This is a genomic window from Nonomuraea salmonea, from assembly GCF_042428605.1.
In the GTDB taxonomy this organism is placed as follows: domain Bacteria; phylum Actinomycetota; class Actinomycetes; order Streptosporangiales; family Streptosporangiaceae; genus Nonomuraea; species Nonomuraea salmonea.
The window spans coordinates 40,445-56,970 of the sequence record NZ_JBHMCF010000013.1 but is presented as its reverse complement, the minus strand read 5'-3'; the positions used below and the strand labels follow the sequence as shown (position 1 = coordinate 56,970).

13 protein-coding genes and 1 pseudogene are annotated in these 16,526 nt (G+C 72.6%); 9 read left to right on the top strand and 5 right to left on the bottom strand.

Annotation, left to right across the window (positions count from 1 at the left end):
- Positions 1 to 89 precede the first annotated feature (89 nt).
- Positions 90 to 4,178, top strand: coding sequence for a hypothetical protein (locus ACFFR3_RS18175; RefSeq protein WP_379483480.1), 4,089 nt, complete (start codon positions 90 to 92; stop codon positions 4,176 to 4,178).
- 91 nt (positions 4,179 to 4,269) lie between these two features.
- Here the strand turns inward: ACFFR3_RS18175 and ACFFR3_RS18170 are convergent, their stop codons facing one another.
- Positions 4,270 to 4,956, bottom strand: coding sequence for a hypothetical protein (locus ACFFR3_RS18170; RefSeq protein WP_379483479.1), 687 nt, complete (start codon positions 4,954 to 4,956; stop codon positions 4,270 to 4,272).
- Positions 4,957 to 5,255: 299 nt separating this feature from the next.
- Here ACFFR3_RS18170 and ACFFR3_RS18165 point away from each other — a divergent pair, with 299 nt between their 5' ends.
- On the top strand, positions 5,256 to 5,462 hold the full coding sequence (locus tag ACFFR3_RS18165) for a hypothetical protein (RefSeq protein WP_364377258.1): 207 nt from the start codon (positions 5,256 to 5,258) through the stop codon (positions 5,460 to 5,462).
- A gap of 162 nt (positions 5,463 to 5,624) precedes the next feature.
- Here the strand turns inward: ACFFR3_RS18165 and ACFFR3_RS18160 are convergent, their stop codons facing one another.
- Both ACFFR3_RS18160 and ACFFR3_RS18155 read right to left on the bottom strand, forming a co-directional pair.
- Positions 5,625 to 6,164 (bottom strand): MmyB family transcriptional regulator, encoded by a 540-nt coding sequence (locus ACFFR3_RS18160; protein WP_379483478.1) that lies wholly within the window; start codon positions 6,162 to 6,164, stop codon positions 5,625 to 5,627.
- 62 nt (positions 6,165 to 6,226) lie between these two features.
- Positions 6,227 to 6,367 (bottom strand): annotated as a pseudogene (locus ACFFR3_RS18155) (helix-turn-helix domain-containing protein); the annotation flags it as partial.
- 220 nt (positions 6,368 to 6,587) lie between these two features.
- Here ACFFR3_RS18155 and ACFFR3_RS18150 point away from each other — a divergent pair.
- Positions 6,588 to 7,274 carry a Rossmann-fold NAD(P)-binding domain-containing protein gene (locus ACFFR3_RS18150; RefSeq protein WP_379483477.1) on the top strand — a complete coding sequence of 229 codons (687 nt, stop codon included), beginning with the start codon at positions 6,588 to 6,590 and terminating at the stop codon, positions 7,272 to 7,274.
- Between the two features lie 145 nt (positions 7,275 to 7,419).
- Positions 7,420 to 7,800, top strand: coding sequence for a hypothetical protein (locus ACFFR3_RS18145; protein WP_345390790.1), 381 nt, complete (start codon positions 7,420 to 7,422; stop codon positions 7,798 to 7,800).
- Here the strand turns inward: ACFFR3_RS18145 and ACFFR3_RS18140 are convergent.
- Complete coding sequence (locus ACFFR3_RS18140; protein ID WP_345390787.1) at positions 7,794 to 8,189, bottom strand: MerR family transcriptional regulator; 396 nt, start codon at positions 8,187 to 8,189, stop codon at positions 7,794 to 7,796. The genes ACFFR3_RS18145 and ACFFR3_RS18140 overlap by 7 nt on opposite strands.
- A 48-nt stretch (positions 8,190 to 8,237) precedes the next feature.
- Between ACFFR3_RS18140 and ACFFR3_RS18135 the strand changes: the two genes are divergently transcribed.
- The 5 genes from ACFFR3_RS18135 to ACFFR3_RS18115 all read left to right on the top strand — a co-directional run bounded on the left by ACFFR3_RS18135 (position 8,238) and on the right by ACFFR3_RS18115 (position 13,839).
- Entirely contained in the window at positions 8,238 to 9,287 is a 1,050-nt protein-coding gene (locus tag ACFFR3_RS18135) for an aldo/keto reductase (protein ID WP_379483476.1), read from the top strand.
- Positions 9,288 to 9,379: 92 nt separating this feature from the next.
- Complete coding sequence (locus ACFFR3_RS18130) at positions 9,380 to 10,504, top strand: sensor histidine kinase (protein ID WP_345390781.1); 1,125 nt, start codon at positions 9,380 to 9,382, stop codon at positions 10,502 to 10,504.
- The gene (locus ACFFR3_RS18125; protein WP_345390778.1) at positions 10,494 to 11,597 is read left to right on the top strand and encodes a hypothetical protein; all 1,104 of its coding nucleotides are present in this window, start codon (positions 10,494 to 10,496) and stop codon (positions 11,595 to 11,597) included. The genes ACFFR3_RS18130 and ACFFR3_RS18125 overlap by 11 nt, the downstream gene beginning before the upstream one ends.
- Complete coding sequence (locus tag ACFFR3_RS18120) at positions 11,576 to 12,247, top strand: response regulator (protein ID WP_364377245.1); 672 nt, start codon at positions 11,576 to 11,578, stop codon at positions 12,245 to 12,247. Before ACFFR3_RS18125 ends, ACFFR3_RS18120 begins: the two co-directional genes overlap by 22 nt.
- Positions 12,248 to 12,411: 164 nt before the next feature.
- Positions 12,412 to 13,839 carry an AfsR/SARP family transcriptional regulator gene (locus ACFFR3_RS18115; RefSeq protein ID WP_379483475.1) on the top strand — a complete coding sequence of 476 codons (1,428 nt, stop codon included), beginning with the start codon at positions 12,412 to 12,414 and terminating at the stop codon, positions 13,837 to 13,839.
- Positions 13,840 to 13,911: 72 nt separating this feature from the next.
- Here ACFFR3_RS18115 and ACFFR3_RS18110 read toward each other — a convergent pair whose 3' ends face one another.
- Entirely contained in the window at positions 13,912 to 16,443 is a 2,532-nt protein-coding gene (locus tag ACFFR3_RS18110; RefSeq protein WP_345390769.1) for an FG-GAP-like repeat-containing protein, read from the bottom strand.
- Positions 16,444 to 16,526: the final 83 nt, after the last annotated feature.

The window sequence follows — 16,526 nt, the reverse complement described above, 5'->3', positions numbered from 1 at the left end:
GAACGGAGCACCCGGCCGGCCGGCCGGAACGGAGCACCCGGCCGGCCGGACCAGGGTGTCCGGCCGGCCCTCTTTTCAAGGAGACGGCGATGAATGCGTTATGCAGAAGATTCTTAGGACGGACCGCCCTGGTCACCGGCCTGGTGCTCACGTCGGTCGCCCCGATCGGGCAGGCCCGCGCCGCATCGGCTGACCCGCCGCAGGAGCCGGTCTGCGAGCGGCAGGTGGTGCTGGAAGCCTGGGTGACGGGCGGGCTGAACGTCCGCCCGAAGGCGGAGCAGGCGCTGCTCGGCGACAGGGCGGCCGTCTGCGCCTTCCTCGCCGAGCTGCCCAGGCTCGCCGCCTTCGACGATCGCGAGCAGGTCGGCCGCGTCAAGGCGCTCGGCGGTCCCGAGGTGGCCGCCGCCGCCAACGCCGCCCTGCGCTCTGAGCAGCCGGGCGCGGTGGCGGCGTTCCTCGACGGCGGATGGGAGCTGGCCCGCGAGATCGACCTGCGGGCCAGCGTGAACAAGATGAAGGCGGTGGGCGGTCCCGAGGTCAAAGCCGCCGCCAACGCGGTGCTGCGCAACGGCTCGCGCGGCGCGATGGGGGAGTTCATCGAGACGGGGTGGCGGCTGCCGTACCGGATCGACCTGCGGGCCGTCGTCAACCGCGCCATGGCCGAGGGCGGCCCGGAGGTGCAGGCGGCGGCGAACAGGGCGCTGCAGGACGGCAGCCTGGAGATGCAGGAACGGTTCGTCCAGATCGACTGGGGCGTGGCCCAGGCCAGGGACGACGAGAACCAGACGCTGAACGACCTGCGCACCAGCGCCACGGAGGCGACCAGGCGGGCCGCGTTCGAGGCGGTCTCCGCGGTGGCGCAGGCCGAGCGCGCCAAGGCCGAGGCCGCGGCCGCCAAGGCCGAGGCGGAGGAGGCCGAGCGGCTCGCCTCGCTGGCCGGACGGGAGTCGGCGGAGGCGAGGAAGCAGGCGCGGCGGGCGGCCGACGCCGCCGATCGTGCCGCCGCGGCCTCGCGCGTCGCCGTCCAGGCCGCGCGGTCGGCGGCGGAAGCGGCCCGCATGGCGGCCGGTGCGGCGGGACGCGCGGCGACCGCGGCGGCGCGGGCGCACACCAAGTCCGACGAGGCGTGGGCGGCCGCCGCCAGGGCGGAGCTGGACGCGGAGGCCGCGGCCGACGCGGAGGCGTACAACCGGGCGATGCAGCAGGTCGGCCCGGCGCTCACGGCCTGGATGTCGCCCATCGACCAGATCATCGACGTCACCCGGCAGGCGCACGCCGCGGTCGCCGCCGCGAACTCGGCACGGGCCAACACCGAGGCGGCCGGCCGCGCGGCCGAGGCGGCCGCCCAGCACGCGGGGGTGTCCAGCGCCGAAGCGAAGGCCGCGCTCGCGGCGGCGTCCCGGGCCAGGGCCGACGCGGAACGGGCGAAGGCCGCCACCGCCGAGACCGTACGCCACGCGAACGTCGCCCAGGACGCGGCCGGCAAGGCACGCGACGCGGCGACCCGCGCGGTGTCGTACGCGGAGCAGTCGGCGCGCGCGGCCGCGAGCGCGGCGAGCCACGCGGGCTCCGCCGTCAACGCCGCCGAGCTGGCGACCGAGCACGCGAACAACGCCTTCAAGGCAGCCGAGGACGCGCTGGACGCCGCCGAGACGGCCCAGGACGTCTACAAGGCGGCGCGCGAGGCGGACGAGGAACGCATCAGGAGCGAGTACGAGCTGGAGCTGTCCTTCGCCCGGCACGTCACCGAGCAGGCGGCCAAGGCCAGGCTGCAGGACGCCCGCGGCTTCGACGTACCGATGAAGCGCTATCACACGCCGGAGATCGACGCGCTGATCGCGGAAGCCACAGCGGAAGCCACAGCGGAGGGCGCCTCGGAGGGCGCCGGCCTCGCGGTGGCGGCCGGCAAGGCGCGGCAGGTGGCCCGCTATTTCGCGACGGTGCCGGGCTCGTGGACCAGCTCCGCCGCCATGGCCGCGCTCGGTGAGGACGACGACGCCCGCGTCGTCGAGTTCGTCAGGAGCGGGCTCGCCGCCGCCGAGGAGCAGGACGACCGTACGACGCTGACCGGGCTCTCGGTCACGCGCAGCCCCGCCATGAGGGCCGCCGCCGAGCGGGCACTCGCCGGCGGGTGGCGTGACGTCGTCGCGTTCCTGGAGGACCCGGACTATCCCGAGCGCGACGCCGAGGACCGGGTGCGGGTCGGCCGGATCCGCGGGGAAGCCGTCGAGGCCGGCGACACGGACACCGCGGAGGCGGCGAACACCGCCCTGCGCTCCGAGGACCCGGATGCGCTGCGCACGTTCCTCGACGTGACGTACAACACCGCGCACGCGATCGACGTCCGCGCCAAGGTCGCCGCCATCGCGGGCGACGACGCCAACGGCACCGAGGTGCGCAACGGCGCCAGGGTGGCGCTGGCCGGCACGACCGCGATGCAGGTCGAGTTCCTGGAGGTGGAGCGGCACCGTGCGGCGCAGCGCGACCACGCGACCGCGACCCACAACTTCGTGGCCACCTCCCTGATGATCGAGACCTCGAAGATCGCGGAGCAGGCGGTCGACTTCGCGCGCACCGCGCAGGCCGCCGCCGCGCAGGCGCGCGGGGCGGCGGAAGAGGCCATCGGCTACTCGACCGCCGCGACCCAGGCGGCCGGCCGGGCACGCGAACACGCGACCAACGCCGTGGCCGCCGCGCAGGACGCCGCCCGGTCGGCGGAACGCGCCGCGCAGGCCGTCCGCACCGCCGCCGCCGCGACCAAGCAGGCGCAGGAGTCGGCCGGGCGGGCCTCGCTCTCCGCCCGCTGGGCGCGCGCGTCGGCCGTCTCGGCGGCGCAGGACGCGGCCAGGGCGTTCGCCGCGTACGACACCGCGTACGACGCGCAGATCCGGGCGGGCAACAGCGCCTCGGAGGCGGCCCGCATCGCCGCCGAGGTGTTCGAGCACTACCGGGACGAGGCCAAGGAGAAGCTCGACACGATCAAGGCCGAGTGGTACGGGCACTGCAAGTGGGGGCCGGAGAACGGCCTGCCCACGTACAACGACTGCAACCAGTACGTGGAGGACCTGCTCGACGACCCCAAGGGGCCGCTCAACGACCCGGCCGGCTACGCCGGTGAGCGCGCCGACGCCTGCAGGAAGCAGTTCGTCGGCAAGGCGCTCGACGCGTGCCTGTCGGTCGTCATGAGCCCGCTGTTCTCGTGGGCGAAGCGCGGGATCTCCGACCGGGAGAGCGAGACCCACCGGCTCGCCGAGGAGTACATGGGCCTGACCGCGCTGGACCTGCTCAACGCCATGTCCCAGTGGAGCATCGTGGGCAAGTGCAAGAAGGCGCCCCAGAGCAGCCTCGGCGGCGCGACCAAGAAGTTCAGGGACTGCATCGCCGGAGTCATGGACCTGACCGAGGACCCCAACTGGAACGAGTACTCGAGCCAGTGGAAGGGGAGCTTCGTCGAGTCGATGGTCGACCCGGACCTGCGCTTCGCCGAGTACAACTCGGTCCTGGGCACCATGTACCTGCAGGAGAACATCCTCGACCGCGCGGTCATCTCGGCGATCTACGAGACCGACCTCGCGATGTCGCTGCTGCGCATCCTGCCCGTCGGGTGCGTCAGGGACGGCGGTGACTGCCCGTACGCGGAGACCGCCGAGCAGCTCAAGGACGTGAGCCGGACGATCAAGCAGCTCAACAACCAGGGCTACATCGTCGACTCGTCGGGACGCGTGCTCGACGCGAACGGCCTGCCGATCGCGACCCTGCCCCCGGCCGACGACCTCGGCGCGTGGGCGAACTACACCGTCGAGAGCGGGCTCCACGACGACCTGCGAGCCCTGGAACAGCGGCTCGACCTGCTGTACCGGCGGGAGTTCGGCGTCCCAGTCCCGCCGCCCGCCCTGCATCTGGAGACGCGGCTCGCGTACCGGGTCGCCACCAAGGAGGTGGCGCTGCAGGACAACACGCTGCGGCTGGTGATGAACAACCCCGGCGGGGTGTGCGACGCGGTCCCGATCGAAGGCGCGGGACCGGACGCGCGGCGGCAGGAGGTGGCCGGCTGCATCCAGGCCGTCAAACTGCTGCTCCCGGCGGGCACCACCATGGTCATCTATTACCCGAACCCGGACAACCCATCAGAACTCCTGGAGGTCACTGTCCACGGCACCGGTCGCTGGCTGGATTGACCCGTGCCGGGGCCCCGCCACGGCCGCTGCTCACGGCCGCTGCTCACGGCCGCTGCTGACGGCCCCGCCGGCTCATTGCCCGGCGGGGCCGTCAGCCCGGTGACGGCGCCTCATCCGCGTCCGCGCCCGGCGGCTCGGTGACCCGGCTGCGGGTTTCCGCCTGAGGCCGGTCCGAGACGTAGGGACGGACCCGCGACTTGGCGAAGCTGCTGCTCTCGAAGTCGTGATGCCCGGGCCGCAGCGTCTGTGCCTTCGCAAGGCCGAACGTCGTGGCGGCCACGGTTCCGGCCGTCGCCCTGAGGAACGCCTCCTTCGCCTCCCGCAGCTGCGACTCGCACGTGTCCCGCAACCCGCGGAACTCCTCCCGCAGCTCCTGCGCCTCCTTCTCCGCGCACTCCAACCGGCTCCGCAGGCTCTCCACCTCGGCCCGCAGGCACGTCGTCTCGGCGTCCTGGTCACCCCGCCTGGCCGTCTCCAGGCGCTTGACGAGATCGCGCCAGGCGGCCCACTGCTCACGCGGCACGTCCAGCGCATAAAGAATGCCGATGAGATGACAGGTCTTGGGCTTTCGCTTTTCCTTGAACAACCTCTGCAGCGTGGACGTGCTGACGACGCTGGCCGCAGAAAGCTCCTTGCCCCGGTTTCCGCGGACCATATTCTCATGCAAGTTGCGCAGACTCTGCCGGGTTTTTGTCGCCCGTATCGCACTCAGCAGGGCATAGGCCTCCGCCCAGGTCTTGATGGCGCTTAAGTCGTCGCTCGCTTCATTTTCGCACATAGCACGAGCACAACTCCTTCCCTCGTAGTGCGGCATGGGACGGCCATGCGGATGGCGGGCCTCGATCGTAGCGACCGGCAACCGGCGGACGAGCCTCCGCGACCCTGGGCCCAGCGTCTCATTTAGTCTCAGATTGACTCCCGACCTTACGATACTTCGTCCCGAAGCGTCCCCACGGAGGTTCGCCCCAATCCACGAGCACCCAAATCGGCAAGGGCTTGACTTGATGCGTCCCATCCGCACCCGAAGCCTGGCGCCCCACCCGCGGCTGCGTTTCACTGAGGGCTCGTCAAACCCCTATGAGAAAGGCGAGCATCGCCATGCGTGGAAATTTCCGCAGAACCTTGGCCGTGCTTCTCCTGGTCGCCGGAGCTGCGCTGATCGCTCTTGCTGTCATCGACCCCACTTTGGTCATTGTCGCGGGCGCCCTCGCCGCCGTGATCGCCGCCATAGTCGCCACATATCGAGCCTTCAGCGAAGGAGACGAGAACAACGTGAAACGATAGGTCAGCATCAGGGAAGGTCGTATCTCCTCCTGATGGAGGCTTCTTCTTCCGAGATTTCGGGAGGAGTGCGGCCGACCACCTGCCGCTCATCATGATCGCTCGCCCGGAGGCCCGGGCCCGGCCGGCAGGGTGAGTTGAGCGTCGAACTGCCGGGCGGGGCTGTCAGGCGGTTTCGCGGGGGTTGTAGAGCATGATCCAGTGGTCGCTCTCCGGATCGTGCAGTAGCTCGATGTCGAAGTCGAGCCAGCCCCTGGTCGGGTGGTGTACGCGTTTCGCGGCTGAGCGGAGGGCGCCCACTTCGCCGCGGGCCCAGGCGGTGCGGAAGGTGGTGCTGGTGGTCCACAGCTCGGTGAACAGGGACTGGAGGTAGTCGTCGGCCGGGTAGCGGCCCAGTGCCGAGCGGAGCTCGGCCCTGGCCACTCGGGTGAGGTGTTCGGTGCCCGCGTCGCCGAGCACCTCGCACAGCGCGGTGGTGGCGGTGAAGCACTGGTGGACGATATTGCGGGCGTAGCGGCCGCCGGCCGGCAACGGGCCGAAGAGGGCCGCGGCGGCGGCGTTGCGGGCCAGCAGGTCGAGGCGCCCGTCGTGGACGGTGATCGGCAGGGTGTCGTCGAGGCGGCGGAGCAGCCGCTGGAGTCCTGGGCGGATCTCGGTGTCGGGGGTGTGCGCCTCGGGCGGGGGTTCGCCGGCCAGCCGGTACAAATGTCTCGTTCGGCGGCGGACAGTGCGAAGGCGCGCGCCAGTGCCGCCAGGATCTCGCGGGAGGGGCGCGGTGCCCGGCCCTGTTCGAGGCGGGTGTAGTAGTCGACGGAGATGCCGGCGAGCTCGGAGAGCTCCTGGCGCCGTAGCCCCGGGACCCTCCGGTGGGAGGTCCGTCCGATGCCGGGCCGGTCCGGGGGCGTCATCGCGGCGCGCCGGCCGCGCAGGAACTCCCCGAAGTCCGCCCGGTCGTTTTTCGGCATCTGTCCATTGTGTCCGGCCGGGGGCCCGGGTGGGTGGCTCTGCCGGTACCAGGCACGACGCGGTCTTCCTCGTACGCCCCGCGTCCCGCCACAGTCGGTCGCAGACCACGGGCGCCGGCAGGTCCGCGCCCCCATACCGAGCGTCGAGGCGGCGGCCGCGCGGGTGGAGGGCCTCCTCGACGCGGGAGAGCTGCCCCCGCTGCACGGCGTCGTCTGCAACGCCGGAGTGCACCTCTCCAACGCCCTCACGACGAGCGCCGACGGCTACGAGCTGACCTTCGCGGTCAACGTCATCGCCACCCACGTACTGCTCAGACGGCTGCACGCGCACCTCAGGAAGCCGGCCCGCATCGTCGTCACGGTCAGCGACGCCCACTTCGGCGACCTGCGCCACACGGGCGGCACGATGCCGGCGCCGCACTGGGCGGGCCCCGAGATCGTCTCCAGGCCCGGCGCCTTCGACCGTCCCGCCCGCATCAGGGCGGGCCGCCGCGCGTACACCACCAGCAAGCTCGGCGGCATCCACCTGGTGCACGAGTGGGCCCGCAGGCTGCCCGACGGCATCGACATCGTCTCCTACAACCCGAGCCTGGTGTCGGGCACCGGCCTCGCCAGGGACGCCGGACGCACCCTTCAGCTCGTCATGACGTGGATCGTCCCGTTGCTCCTGGTCACCCCGCTCGTCGACACTCCGCGAGCCGCGGGCGGCAGGCTCGCGGACGTCGTGCTCGGCCGCACCCACGCCCCCACCGGCTCCTACGTCCACCGCGACAGGGTCGCGCGGTCGTCCGCCGAGTCCTACGACGCCGCGCGCGAGGAGGAGTTGTGGGACTGGCTGGAGCAGGTGTGACGGGCCGCCGCGAGGGATCTGTGGGGGTCGGGGATCCATGTGGCGCCGATCACGTTCGTTGTGTGCATTCGTCCACAGTTGATCTGCGTGGGTCTCCGTAATGTCCCTGTCAACGGATCACACCGACGACGGGGAGGAACCCGACATGCGTAAGACTCTGGCGATCGCTGCTCTTGCCGGTTCGATGGCTGTCACCGGTCTGGCGATGACGGCGCCGGCTCAGGCTTCGACGGGGACGTCGTGGGGGAAGGTGTTCTCCAGCGACCACAAGGCGTACACGTTCGGTAAGACGTGGCAGTCGGGTGGCAAGGTGTTCACGAAGTGGTACGGGGTGGACAAGCGGGGCGGGAAGAAGGGCTGGGTCTGGTTCGAGGTGTACCAGAACGGTCACTGGACGAAGTTCAACAAGGCGTGGGACGGCAAGGTCGTCGGCACGTGGAGCGGGCACGGGATCAAGAAGGTCTACACGTTCACCTGCTGGGCCGGGAAGTTCGACAACTGCGGCAAGAAGTACCGCATCTACTGAACGCACTCCACGACGTCGTCCCGCAGCCCGAGGCGGCTCTCGTACACGCCGACCTTGTGAGTGATCAGCTCGAGGCACTCGTCCAGCTCGTGCATCCGCGCGAGCACCCGTTCCCGATGCCGGCGGAGCACCTCCAGCCGCTCCGCCTCGTTGCCCTGGCCCGCCCTGACCAGCTCGGTGTAGCGCCGGATGTCGGTCAGGGGCATGCCGGAGGCCCGCAGCCGGATGCAGACGCCCAGCCAGTCGACGTCGTCCTCGCTGTAGACGCGGTGCCCGGCGCTGCCCCGGCGTACCGGCTGGGCCAGCAGTCCCTCGCGCTCGTAGAAGCGCAACGTGTGAGTGCTGAGACCGGTGCGCTCGGCGACCTGGCCGATGCTCAGACCTGACATCCCGTCAGTTTGACTTAGAGTCGGCTCTAAGATCTACGGTCGCGAAGTATGAGATATCGCATTCTCGGCGGCACCGGCATGGAGGTCAGTGCCTACTGCCTCGGCACGATGATGTTCGGCGCGGCCGGCAACCCCGACCACGACGACAGCATCCGCATCATCCACAGAGCGCTCGACCACGGCATCAACTTCGTCGACACCGCCGACATGTACTCGGCGGGCGAGTCCGAGGAGATCGTGGGCAAGGCGCTGCGCGGCCGGCGGGACGACGTGGTGCTGGCGACGAAGGTGCACTTCCCGATGGGGGAGGGGCCCAACAGGGGCGGCAACTCGCGGCGGTGGATCGTCCGCGAGGTGGAGGCGAGCCTGCGGCGGCTCGGCACGGACTGGATCGACCTGTACCAGATCCACCGTCCCGACCACAGGACGGACATCGAGGAGACCCTGGGCGCGCTGACCGACCTCGTACGCCAGGGCAAGATCCGCGCCTTCGGCAGCTCGGCCTTCCCCGCGCACGAGACGGTCGAGGCGTACCACGTGGCCAGGCAGCGCGGGCTGTACCGGTTCCGCACCGAGCAGCCGCCGTACAACATCCTGGCCCGCGGCATCGAGGGGGACGTGCTGCCGACGGCGCAGCGGCTCGGCATGGGCGTGCTCACCTACAGCCCGCTGGGCTGGGGTTTCCTGACCGGCCGCTACCGCAAGGGGCAGGAGATCGACCTGTCGCGGGGCCGCGCCGCGCGGGCGCCGCAGCGGTTCGACCCGTCCATCCCGGTCAACGCGGCCAAGCTGGAGGTCGTCGAAGAGCTGGTGAAGCTGGCGGACGAGCTCGGCCGCACGCTGCCCGAGCTGGCGATCGCCTTCGCCGCCGCGCACCCGGCGGTCACCTCGGTCATCCTCGGGCCGCGTACGATGGAGCAGCTGGAGGGCCTGCTGAAGGGCGCCTCGCTGGTGCTCGACGACGCCGTGCTCGACCGGATCGACGAGCTGGTGCCGCCCGGCACGAACGTCTACCACCCGGTCGGCCTTTGGAGCCCCGCCCCGCTGACCGACGCCGCCCTGCGCCGCCGCCCGGTCGGGGACCGCGCCGCCGGCTGATCTCCTTCGGGATCGCCGCTTGACGCCTGCGGTGGCCAGGTTGGTGGTTAGGCTTTCGTCCGTACCGGATCGGCGGGAGCGAGGTGGCACGCGTGACGCAGGCGGCGGCGTTGCTGCGTCGCTTCGGGCGCCGGTACGCGGCCGTCGTCCGGCTGGCCACGGCGGCGCCGATCTGCGCGATCGCGCTGTTCCGCGCCGCGCCGGAGAACCTGCCCGCCACCGTCGCCGTGGTCGCCGTCGCGGCGGCGTGGACCTGCGCGTACGCCGGATGGCTCACCTGGGGCAGGGGCGAGGCGCTCGTGGCGCTCGACGTCGCCGTCCTGCTGGGCCTGTCGGCGTCGGTCTGGTGGACGGACGCGATCGCGGACACCAACACCGGGTGGCTGCGGCTGCTGGTGCTGTTCATGTGCGTCACCTGCCAGTGGCACACGACGGCGCCGGTGGGCGTCGCCGCGGCCCTGCTGACCTCGGGCGGGCTGGCGGCCGCCGTCGCCGTCACCGGCGCCGCGGACGGCGACCTGATCATGGGCCTGCTGTGGACGCCGGCCGCCGCCGCGCTCTCCCGCCTGGCCTGGACCTTGGTACGCCGCTCCGCCCGCCGCGCCGACCTCGCCGTGGCTGAGGCGGCACGGGTACGCGGCGCGTCGCTGGTGGCCGCGGCCGTCCGCGCCGAGGAGCGCGAGTTCGCCGCCTCCCTGCACGACACGGCGGCGACGACCCTGCTGATGGTCGGCGTCGGCCAGGTACGCTCCGACGCCCCCTGGCTGCCCGTCCAGGCCCGCAGGGACCTGGAAAGGCTCAGAAGCTCCCACGGCGAAGGCGCGGCCGCCTCGCGCGCCGACCTCGTGACGATGCTCCGCGCCGGCCTCGACGCCGTGCCCCTGACCGTGGAGTTCGACGGGCCAGGCGAGCTGCCGCTGCCGTACGAGGCCGCGCGCGCCCTCGCCGACGCGGCGGGGGAGGCGCTCACCAACGTCCGCCGGCACGCGGGCGTCACCCGGGCCACGATCCGGCTCACCGGCGACGCCCGCGAGCTGCGTCTCGACATCGCCGACCAGGGGGCGGGCTTCGATCCGGACGCGGTCCCGGCCACCAGGTACGGCCTGCGCGAGTCCGTACGCGGCCGGCTGGCCCGCATCGGCGGCACGGCCACGATCACCTCGGCGCCCGGCGAAGGCACCCTGGTACGTCTGGAGTGGCGCTCCGATGATGGCTGACCTGATCGAGGGCGCGTTACGCCACGGCCTGCGCGTCGCGACGCTGCTCGCCGCCTCGGCGATCGTCCTGGGTCTCGGCCTGTCCAACCTGCTGCGCGACCTCGACCGCCACGAGTACGCGCTGGCCCAGTTCGGCGCCATGGCGGCGCTCGCGGTCGTGCTGGCCGGCGAAGTGGCCCTGTTCCTGCGCGGGCGCTCGTGGGACCGGCTCAGGGCGCCCGCCGTCGCCGTTGTCATGGGCGCGACGATCCTGTCGTACGCGACCATGCCGCACCGGGCCAACCTGTCCTCGGTCGACTGGGTGTTCGGCGCCGCGAACTGGGTGGGCGTGGTCGTCCTGCTCGACCGGCCGCTGCGGTCCTGCCTGGCGTTCCTGCTGGCCCACGAGGCGACCGCGCTGCTCAACCTGCTGCTGTTCGGCGTGCCGACGCAGGCGGCGCTGGCCAGGTTCGCCACCGGGTCGGTGAGCGTGGTGGGGTTCCCGCTGTGCCTCGCGGTGATGGCGGCGATCGTCCGGCGGCTCGGCCAGGTCGCGGCGGACGCGCACGCGGAGGCCGAACGGGTCCGCGTCGCCGAGGAGGCCACCGCGCAGGCGCACCGGCTCAGGCTGGCCCGCTACGACGAACTGTCGGCGAGCACGGTGCCGCTGCTCGAAGGGCTGGCCGGCGGCTCGCTCGACCCCGGGGACCCCGGCGTGCGGCGGCGCTGCGCGATCGAGGCGGCCCGCATGCGCCGGCTGTTCGCCGAGGCCGACTCCGTCGCCGACCCCCTCTGGCACGAGCTGCGGCACTGCGCCGACGTGGCGGACCGCAAGGGGGTCGCGGTCGAGCTGGACGCGCGGGGCTCGTGGCCGGTTCCGCCCGTGGCCGTACGCCGCGACCTCACCGAGGCCGTCCTGACCGTCCTCGCCACGGCCTCGTCGCGGGCCCGGGTCACCGTGGTCGGCGGCGACGACCAGGTGTCGGTCAGCGTCGTCGCCGACGGTGACGAGGTGGCCGCGCCGCGGCCCGCGTCGGACGGCGTCCTCGTCGAAGCCCTGCGGCACGGTGACCTGATCTGGATGGAGGCCACATGGCAGCCGACGACCGCGTGATCACCGCCGTCATCGTGGACGACCACGCGGCCATCGCCGTGGGGGTCGGCGTCTGGTGCGCCGCCGCCGTGCCGCCGATCCGGCTCATCGACGCGGGCGACCGGCTCGCCGACGTCTGGACGGGGCCGGGCGCCGACGCCGACGTCGTGATCTTCGATCTGGAGCTGGTGCCCGGCATGCCCGACTTCGGGGAGCTGCGCCGGCTGGTGGACAGCGGCCGGCGGGTGGTCGTGTACTCCCAGCACATCGAGGACAGCATCGCCATCAAGTGCGTCGATCTGGGCGCGCTGGCGTACCTGACCAAGCGGGAGGGGCCCGAGCACCTGGTGCCGGCCATCCAGGCCGCCGCGCGCGGCGAGGCGTACACGACGCCGTCGCTGTCCGGGGCGTTCATCGCCGACACCTCCGCCGAGCGGCCGCGGCTGTCGCAGCGGGAGGCGGAGGTGCTGCGGGCGTGGTTCGTCTCCTCCTCGAAGGAGCTGGTCGCGGCCAAGCTCAACATCGGCGTCAAGACCGTCGACACCTACATCACGCGGGTCCGCGTCAAGTACGCGAGCGTGGGGCGCGCCGCCCGTACCAAGAGTGACCTGGTCAGCCGGGCGCTCGACGACGGGCTCATCACGCTCGCCGAGCTGAACGACAAGGTGTAGGGCGTTCGCCGGACAGTACCCCGCCCGACACGTCCCTAAGGTGGTGGCCGTGCGGGTCGCCGCCGCATGGGGGAGCGGCGGTCCGGACCTGTGGAGTCATGCGCGCGCTTCCCCCTGGCACACAGAGATCCACACCTTCCCTCCAGTATGAACAGGGGGCTCTGATGGGGCTGGAGATCAACGTTCTGGGGCCGTGGGAGGTCCTGGCCGACGGCGAGCCCGCCGTACTGACCGGCAAGCGGCGGGTCGCCGTGCTGACGCAACTGGCGCTGAACGCCGGGCATACCGTTTCGGCCGAGCGTCTGCGGGGGCAGATCTGGGGCGACAGCGCGGCGACGACGGCCGGCAAGCAACTGCACATCGTGGTGTCCAAGCTGCGGGAGGCGCTGCTGCCCGAGGTCATCGTGACCGTGCCCGGCGGCTACCGGCTCGACCTGCCGCGCGAGTCCGTCGACGTCCACCGCTTCACCCAGCTGACCCGCCAGGCGCGCGCCGCCCACCGGCGCGGCGACCTCGCCGCCGCCGACCGGCTCTACCACCAGGCGCTGGGCCTGTGGCGGGGCGACGCGCTGGCCGGCATGACCGACGCCTGGGCGCAGGCCGAGTCCGCCCGCCTGGAGACGGAGCATCTGGCCGCGGTGGAGGAGCACGTCGACGTACGGCTGGCGGCGGGGCAGCACCACGAGGTCGTGTCCGCGCTCACCGCCCACGTCGAGGCCCATCCGCTGCGCGAACGGCCGCGCGCCCAGCTCATGCTGGCGCTGTACCGCGCCTCGCGGACGTCCGAGGCGCTGGAGGTCTACCGGGAGACCCGCCGGGCGCTGTCCGACGAGCTCGGCATCGAACCGGGTCCCGCGCTGCGCCGCCTGCACCAGGCCGTACTCCACCGGGACCCGGCGCTGGACCTGCCACGCCGGCGAGTGCCGCCGGCCGGACCCGCCGGACCAGCCCTACCCCGGCCGGCGGCCGGGGCGCCCGGGCACCCGCCCGGCCGCGTGGTTCCCGCCGAGCTGCCCCCGGATGTCCGCACCTTCATCGGGCGCACCGCCGAGGCCGCCTGCCTGCGCGACACCCTCACCTTCGCCCAGCCGGGGCTGCCCGCCGTCGCGGCGGTGCACGGGCCGCGCGGCGTGGGCAAGTCCACCCTGGCGATCCACGTGGCGCACGCGGTGGCCGACCTGTTCACGGACGGCGTCATCTACGTCGACCTCCGCGCCACCACCCGGTCGGTGGGGCCGTACGAGGTCCTGTGCCGGTTGCTGCGCTCGCTCGGGCTGGACGGCGCAGCCGTGCCGCCGGCGCTGGAGGAGGCCGCGGCCCGCTACCGCTCGCTGACCTCGGCGCGCAACCTGCTGGTCGTCCTCGACAACGCGCTCGACGCCGACCAGGTACGGCCGCTCATCCCCGCGGGCACACGCTGCGCGGTGATCGTCACCAGCCGCCGGATGCCGGCCACCCTGGACAGCGCGAGCCACCTGCGGCTGACCGCCCTCGACACGGGCACCCGCGAGCCGGCCAGGGACACCGGCTGGTGCGTGGTGAAGCGCCTGGCCTGCCGCCACGCGGACATCCTGACACCTCAGCGGGTGTGACCGGGCAGGCTGGTCGGCGAGAGCAGTGAAGGAGGCGGCCCGCCGTGCGTGGGCCGCCTCCTCCGTACGAGGTCAGCCGATGGCCGTGATCCGCCAGTTGACGCCGATCTGGTAGCGGGCGCCGAAGCGGCCGTCGTCCCTGCCGGGATAGACCCACAGCGTGCCCTTGCCGTCGACGGCGACCAGGTCGGTCCTGCCGTCACCGCTCAGGTCCATGGCCACGGGCTTGTAGCTGCTCCACCCGGTGCCGGACTGGCTGCGGGCGGCGAGGGTGACGCCGTTCGCGCTGGTGTTGGCGTAGAACCAGAGCTCGCCCTTGCCGTCGATGGCCATGACGTCGGCGCGGCCGTCCCCGGTGAAGTCGGCGGGGAAGAGGCGGTGGGCGGACCAGCCGCTGTTGCCGATCTGGGTCTTGCCGCCGCCGTTCGGGTAGTAGTACAGCTTGCCGTCCGACTTCTTGATGCCGAACAGGTCGGCGTGCGGGGAGTCGTCGGCGTTGCCCGCGCCGTGCGTGTAGCCGCCCCAGCCGGTGCCGATCAGCTTGCGGCGGGCGGAGGACAGCTTCCCGCCCTCATTGGGGTACAACCACATCTCGCCGTCCGCGTCGATCATGGCGACGTCGGCCAGGCCGTCGGCCTCCCAATCGGTGACGATCCACCTCAGGGAGCCCCATCCGGTGCCGATCTTCACCCGGTCGGCGCCGCTGACGGTGTTCATCCCCGAACCGCCCCAGTTCGGATACATCCACAGGTCACCGTTGCCGTCGGTGATGATGACGTCGTTGCGGCCGTCCCCGTCGAAGTCGTGGGTGTTGCGCTCGGGGGTGAGCGCGGGCCTGTTCCACGCCTTGAGCGTGGACAGCACGCCGTCGAAGTGGCCGCCGAGGCTCGTGGCGCCGGTCTTGTGCGCGCCCGCGCGCAGCGCGCCGGTCGCCTCCCACTTCGCGGTGTGGCGCATGCCGGCCACGTTCCTGCCGTCCACCCAGAGGACCATGACGCCGGTGGCGGCCTGGTACGTCACGGTGGCCTGCGACCAGGCGCCCGCGGGGGCGCTGCCGGTGGGCGCGCTGACGGTGTCCCAGACGGGGCTCGCCACGTCGGACCTGCTCATGGCGAAGTGCCAGGCGTCGTTCTCCACCCAGAGCTTGAAGCCGGCGGTCCTGGTGCCGTCCTGGGAGAGGACGGTGCCGCCGGTGCCGGGCTTGGCGCGGGCGCTGATGCTGAAGTCGGCGTTCGTGGCGACTGCGGGGCCGGCGGCGGCGAGGGTCGCGGCGCCGTTCAGCCGCACGGCCGGGCTGTAGGTGTCGCCGGTCGTCCAGGTCGCGCCGGCGGTGGCGGTCAGCGGGCGGCCGGTCCCGGTGAAGGCGCTGTCGGCGACCGTGCCCACAGGGGAGCCTGAAGCGGCGGCCGGGGGCGGGTCGGCCAGGGACCAGGTGTGGTCCGCGTCCCCGGTGACGGCGGTGCCCCAGGTCCCGAGGTCGTCGGTACGCGCGGCGGTGAGCGCGCTGCCGTTCCCCTCCGTATCGGGGCAGCCGGCCTGGCCCGCCTGGCTGAGCACGGCGACGAGCCCGCCGTCGTGCAGCACGGGCGCGCCGGCCATGCCGCCGCACACCAGCGGTCCCGACGCGGTGGTCAGGGTCGTCGCGGTCGCCTCGGTGAACGTGACAGGAACGCTGTGCTGCCGGTCGGTGGTCCAGTCCCCGTCCGTCGCGGTACGGCCGTGGCCGACGGCGGTCAGCTCGGCGCCGGTGGGCGCGGCGGTGGGCGCGGTGCTGGCCGGCGGGATCACGGTGACCCCGTTGATCGGGGCGGCCAGCCGGGCGAGCACCACGTCGCGGCCGGGCCTCGGGCTCAGCCAGTCGACCTCGGCGGCGTCCCTGCCGGGCAGCGTGACGTGGGTCGTCGCGGCCGGCGGGCTCTCGGTGAGCTGAGGGTCGTTCGGATCGGCGGCGAAGCAGCTCGCGGCGCTGATCACCCAGCGCGGCGCGACCAGCGTCGCGGTGCACTCGCGGCCCTGCGTGGAGAGCCTGCCGATCGCCGCCTGCTCGCCGGTGACGGGCGCGGGCGCGGTTCCGGTCCTGAGCTGCAGCAGCATGGTCGGCGACGCCTCCGGGTCGGCGCCCAGGCCCACCTGCGTGCTGCCGTGGGGGTCCACGTCGATGGTGAGCTGCTCGCCCTCGTCGCTGCGCAGCTTCGCGGTCACCTCGTGGCCGGTGCCCTCGCGCTGGCCGTCGCCGCGGATCTCGTACACGCCGGGGACTTCGAGGTTCAGTACGCCGGTCGGCCCGGTGACGCGGAAGCACACCCGGCCGATGCCGTCGGAGCCGATGGCCTCGTCCGTCGTCCAGATTCTCAGCAGGCCGATGTCGCCCTCTGGCGGCGTGGCGCAGTCGGCCAGCACGATGTGGCCGTCGCCGGAGATGAGCCGGACGTTCTGCGCCTCCAGGATCTCGGCCGCACCCGGATAGGGGTGGACGTCGCCGCCGACCAGCGACGGCGGCGAGATCGCGGACGCGCCGGCCGGAGCAGGGCCGGCGACGACGGATAAGGACGCGGTCATCGCCGCGACGACGCCCAGCGTCGCCCAGCGCGATGGAGCACTCATGATCACACCTCCGGTGGCTGCGGGCACGAAAAGGGAGGCTAGAGACGCCCGGTATGTCGGCGGTATATCCCGCAATATCGGGT

What these genes read in the sequence shown, in the direction of transcription:
- ACFFR3_RS18175 (WP_379483480.1), top strand. Translation starts at nt 90, where the DNA reads ATGAATGCGTTATGCAGAAGATTCTTAGGACGGACCGCCCTGGTCACC.
- ACFFR3_RS18170 (WP_379483479.1), bottom strand. Translation starts at nt 4,956, where the DNA reads ATGTGCGAAAATGAAGCGAGCGACGACTTAAGCGCCATCAAGACCTGG.
- ACFFR3_RS18165 (WP_364377258.1), top strand. Translation starts at nt 5,256, where the DNA reads ATGAGAAAGGCGAGCATCGCCATGCGTGGAAATTTCCGCAGAACCTTG.
- ACFFR3_RS18145 (WP_345390790.1), top strand. Translation starts at nt 7,420, where the DNA reads ATGCGTAAGACTCTGGCGATCGCTGCTCTTGCCGGTTCGATGGCTGTC.
- ACFFR3_RS18140 (WP_345390787.1), bottom strand. Translation starts at nt 8,189, where the DNA reads ATGTCAGGTCTGAGCATCGGCCAGGTCGCCGAGCGCACCGGTCTCAGC.
- ACFFR3_RS18135 (WP_379483476.1), top strand. Translation starts at nt 8,238, where the DNA reads ATGAGATATCGCATTCTCGGCGGCACCGGCATGGAGGTCAGTGCCTAC.
- ACFFR3_RS18125 (WP_345390778.1), top strand. Translation starts at nt 10,494, where the DNA reads ATGATGGCTGACCTGATCGAGGGCGCGTTACGCCACGGCCTGCGCGTC.
- ACFFR3_RS18120 (WP_364377245.1), top strand. Translation starts at nt 11,576, where the DNA reads ATGGCAGCCGACGACCGCGTGATCACCGCCGTCATCGTGGACGACCAC.
- ACFFR3_RS18115 (WP_379483475.1), top strand. Translation starts at nt 12,412, where the DNA reads ATGGGGCTGGAGATCAACGTTCTGGGGCCGTGGGAGGTCCTGGCCGAC.
- ACFFR3_RS18110 (WP_345390769.1), bottom strand. Translation starts at nt 16,443, where the DNA reads ATGAGTGCTCCATCGCGCTGGGCGACGCTGGGCGTCGTCGCGGCGATG.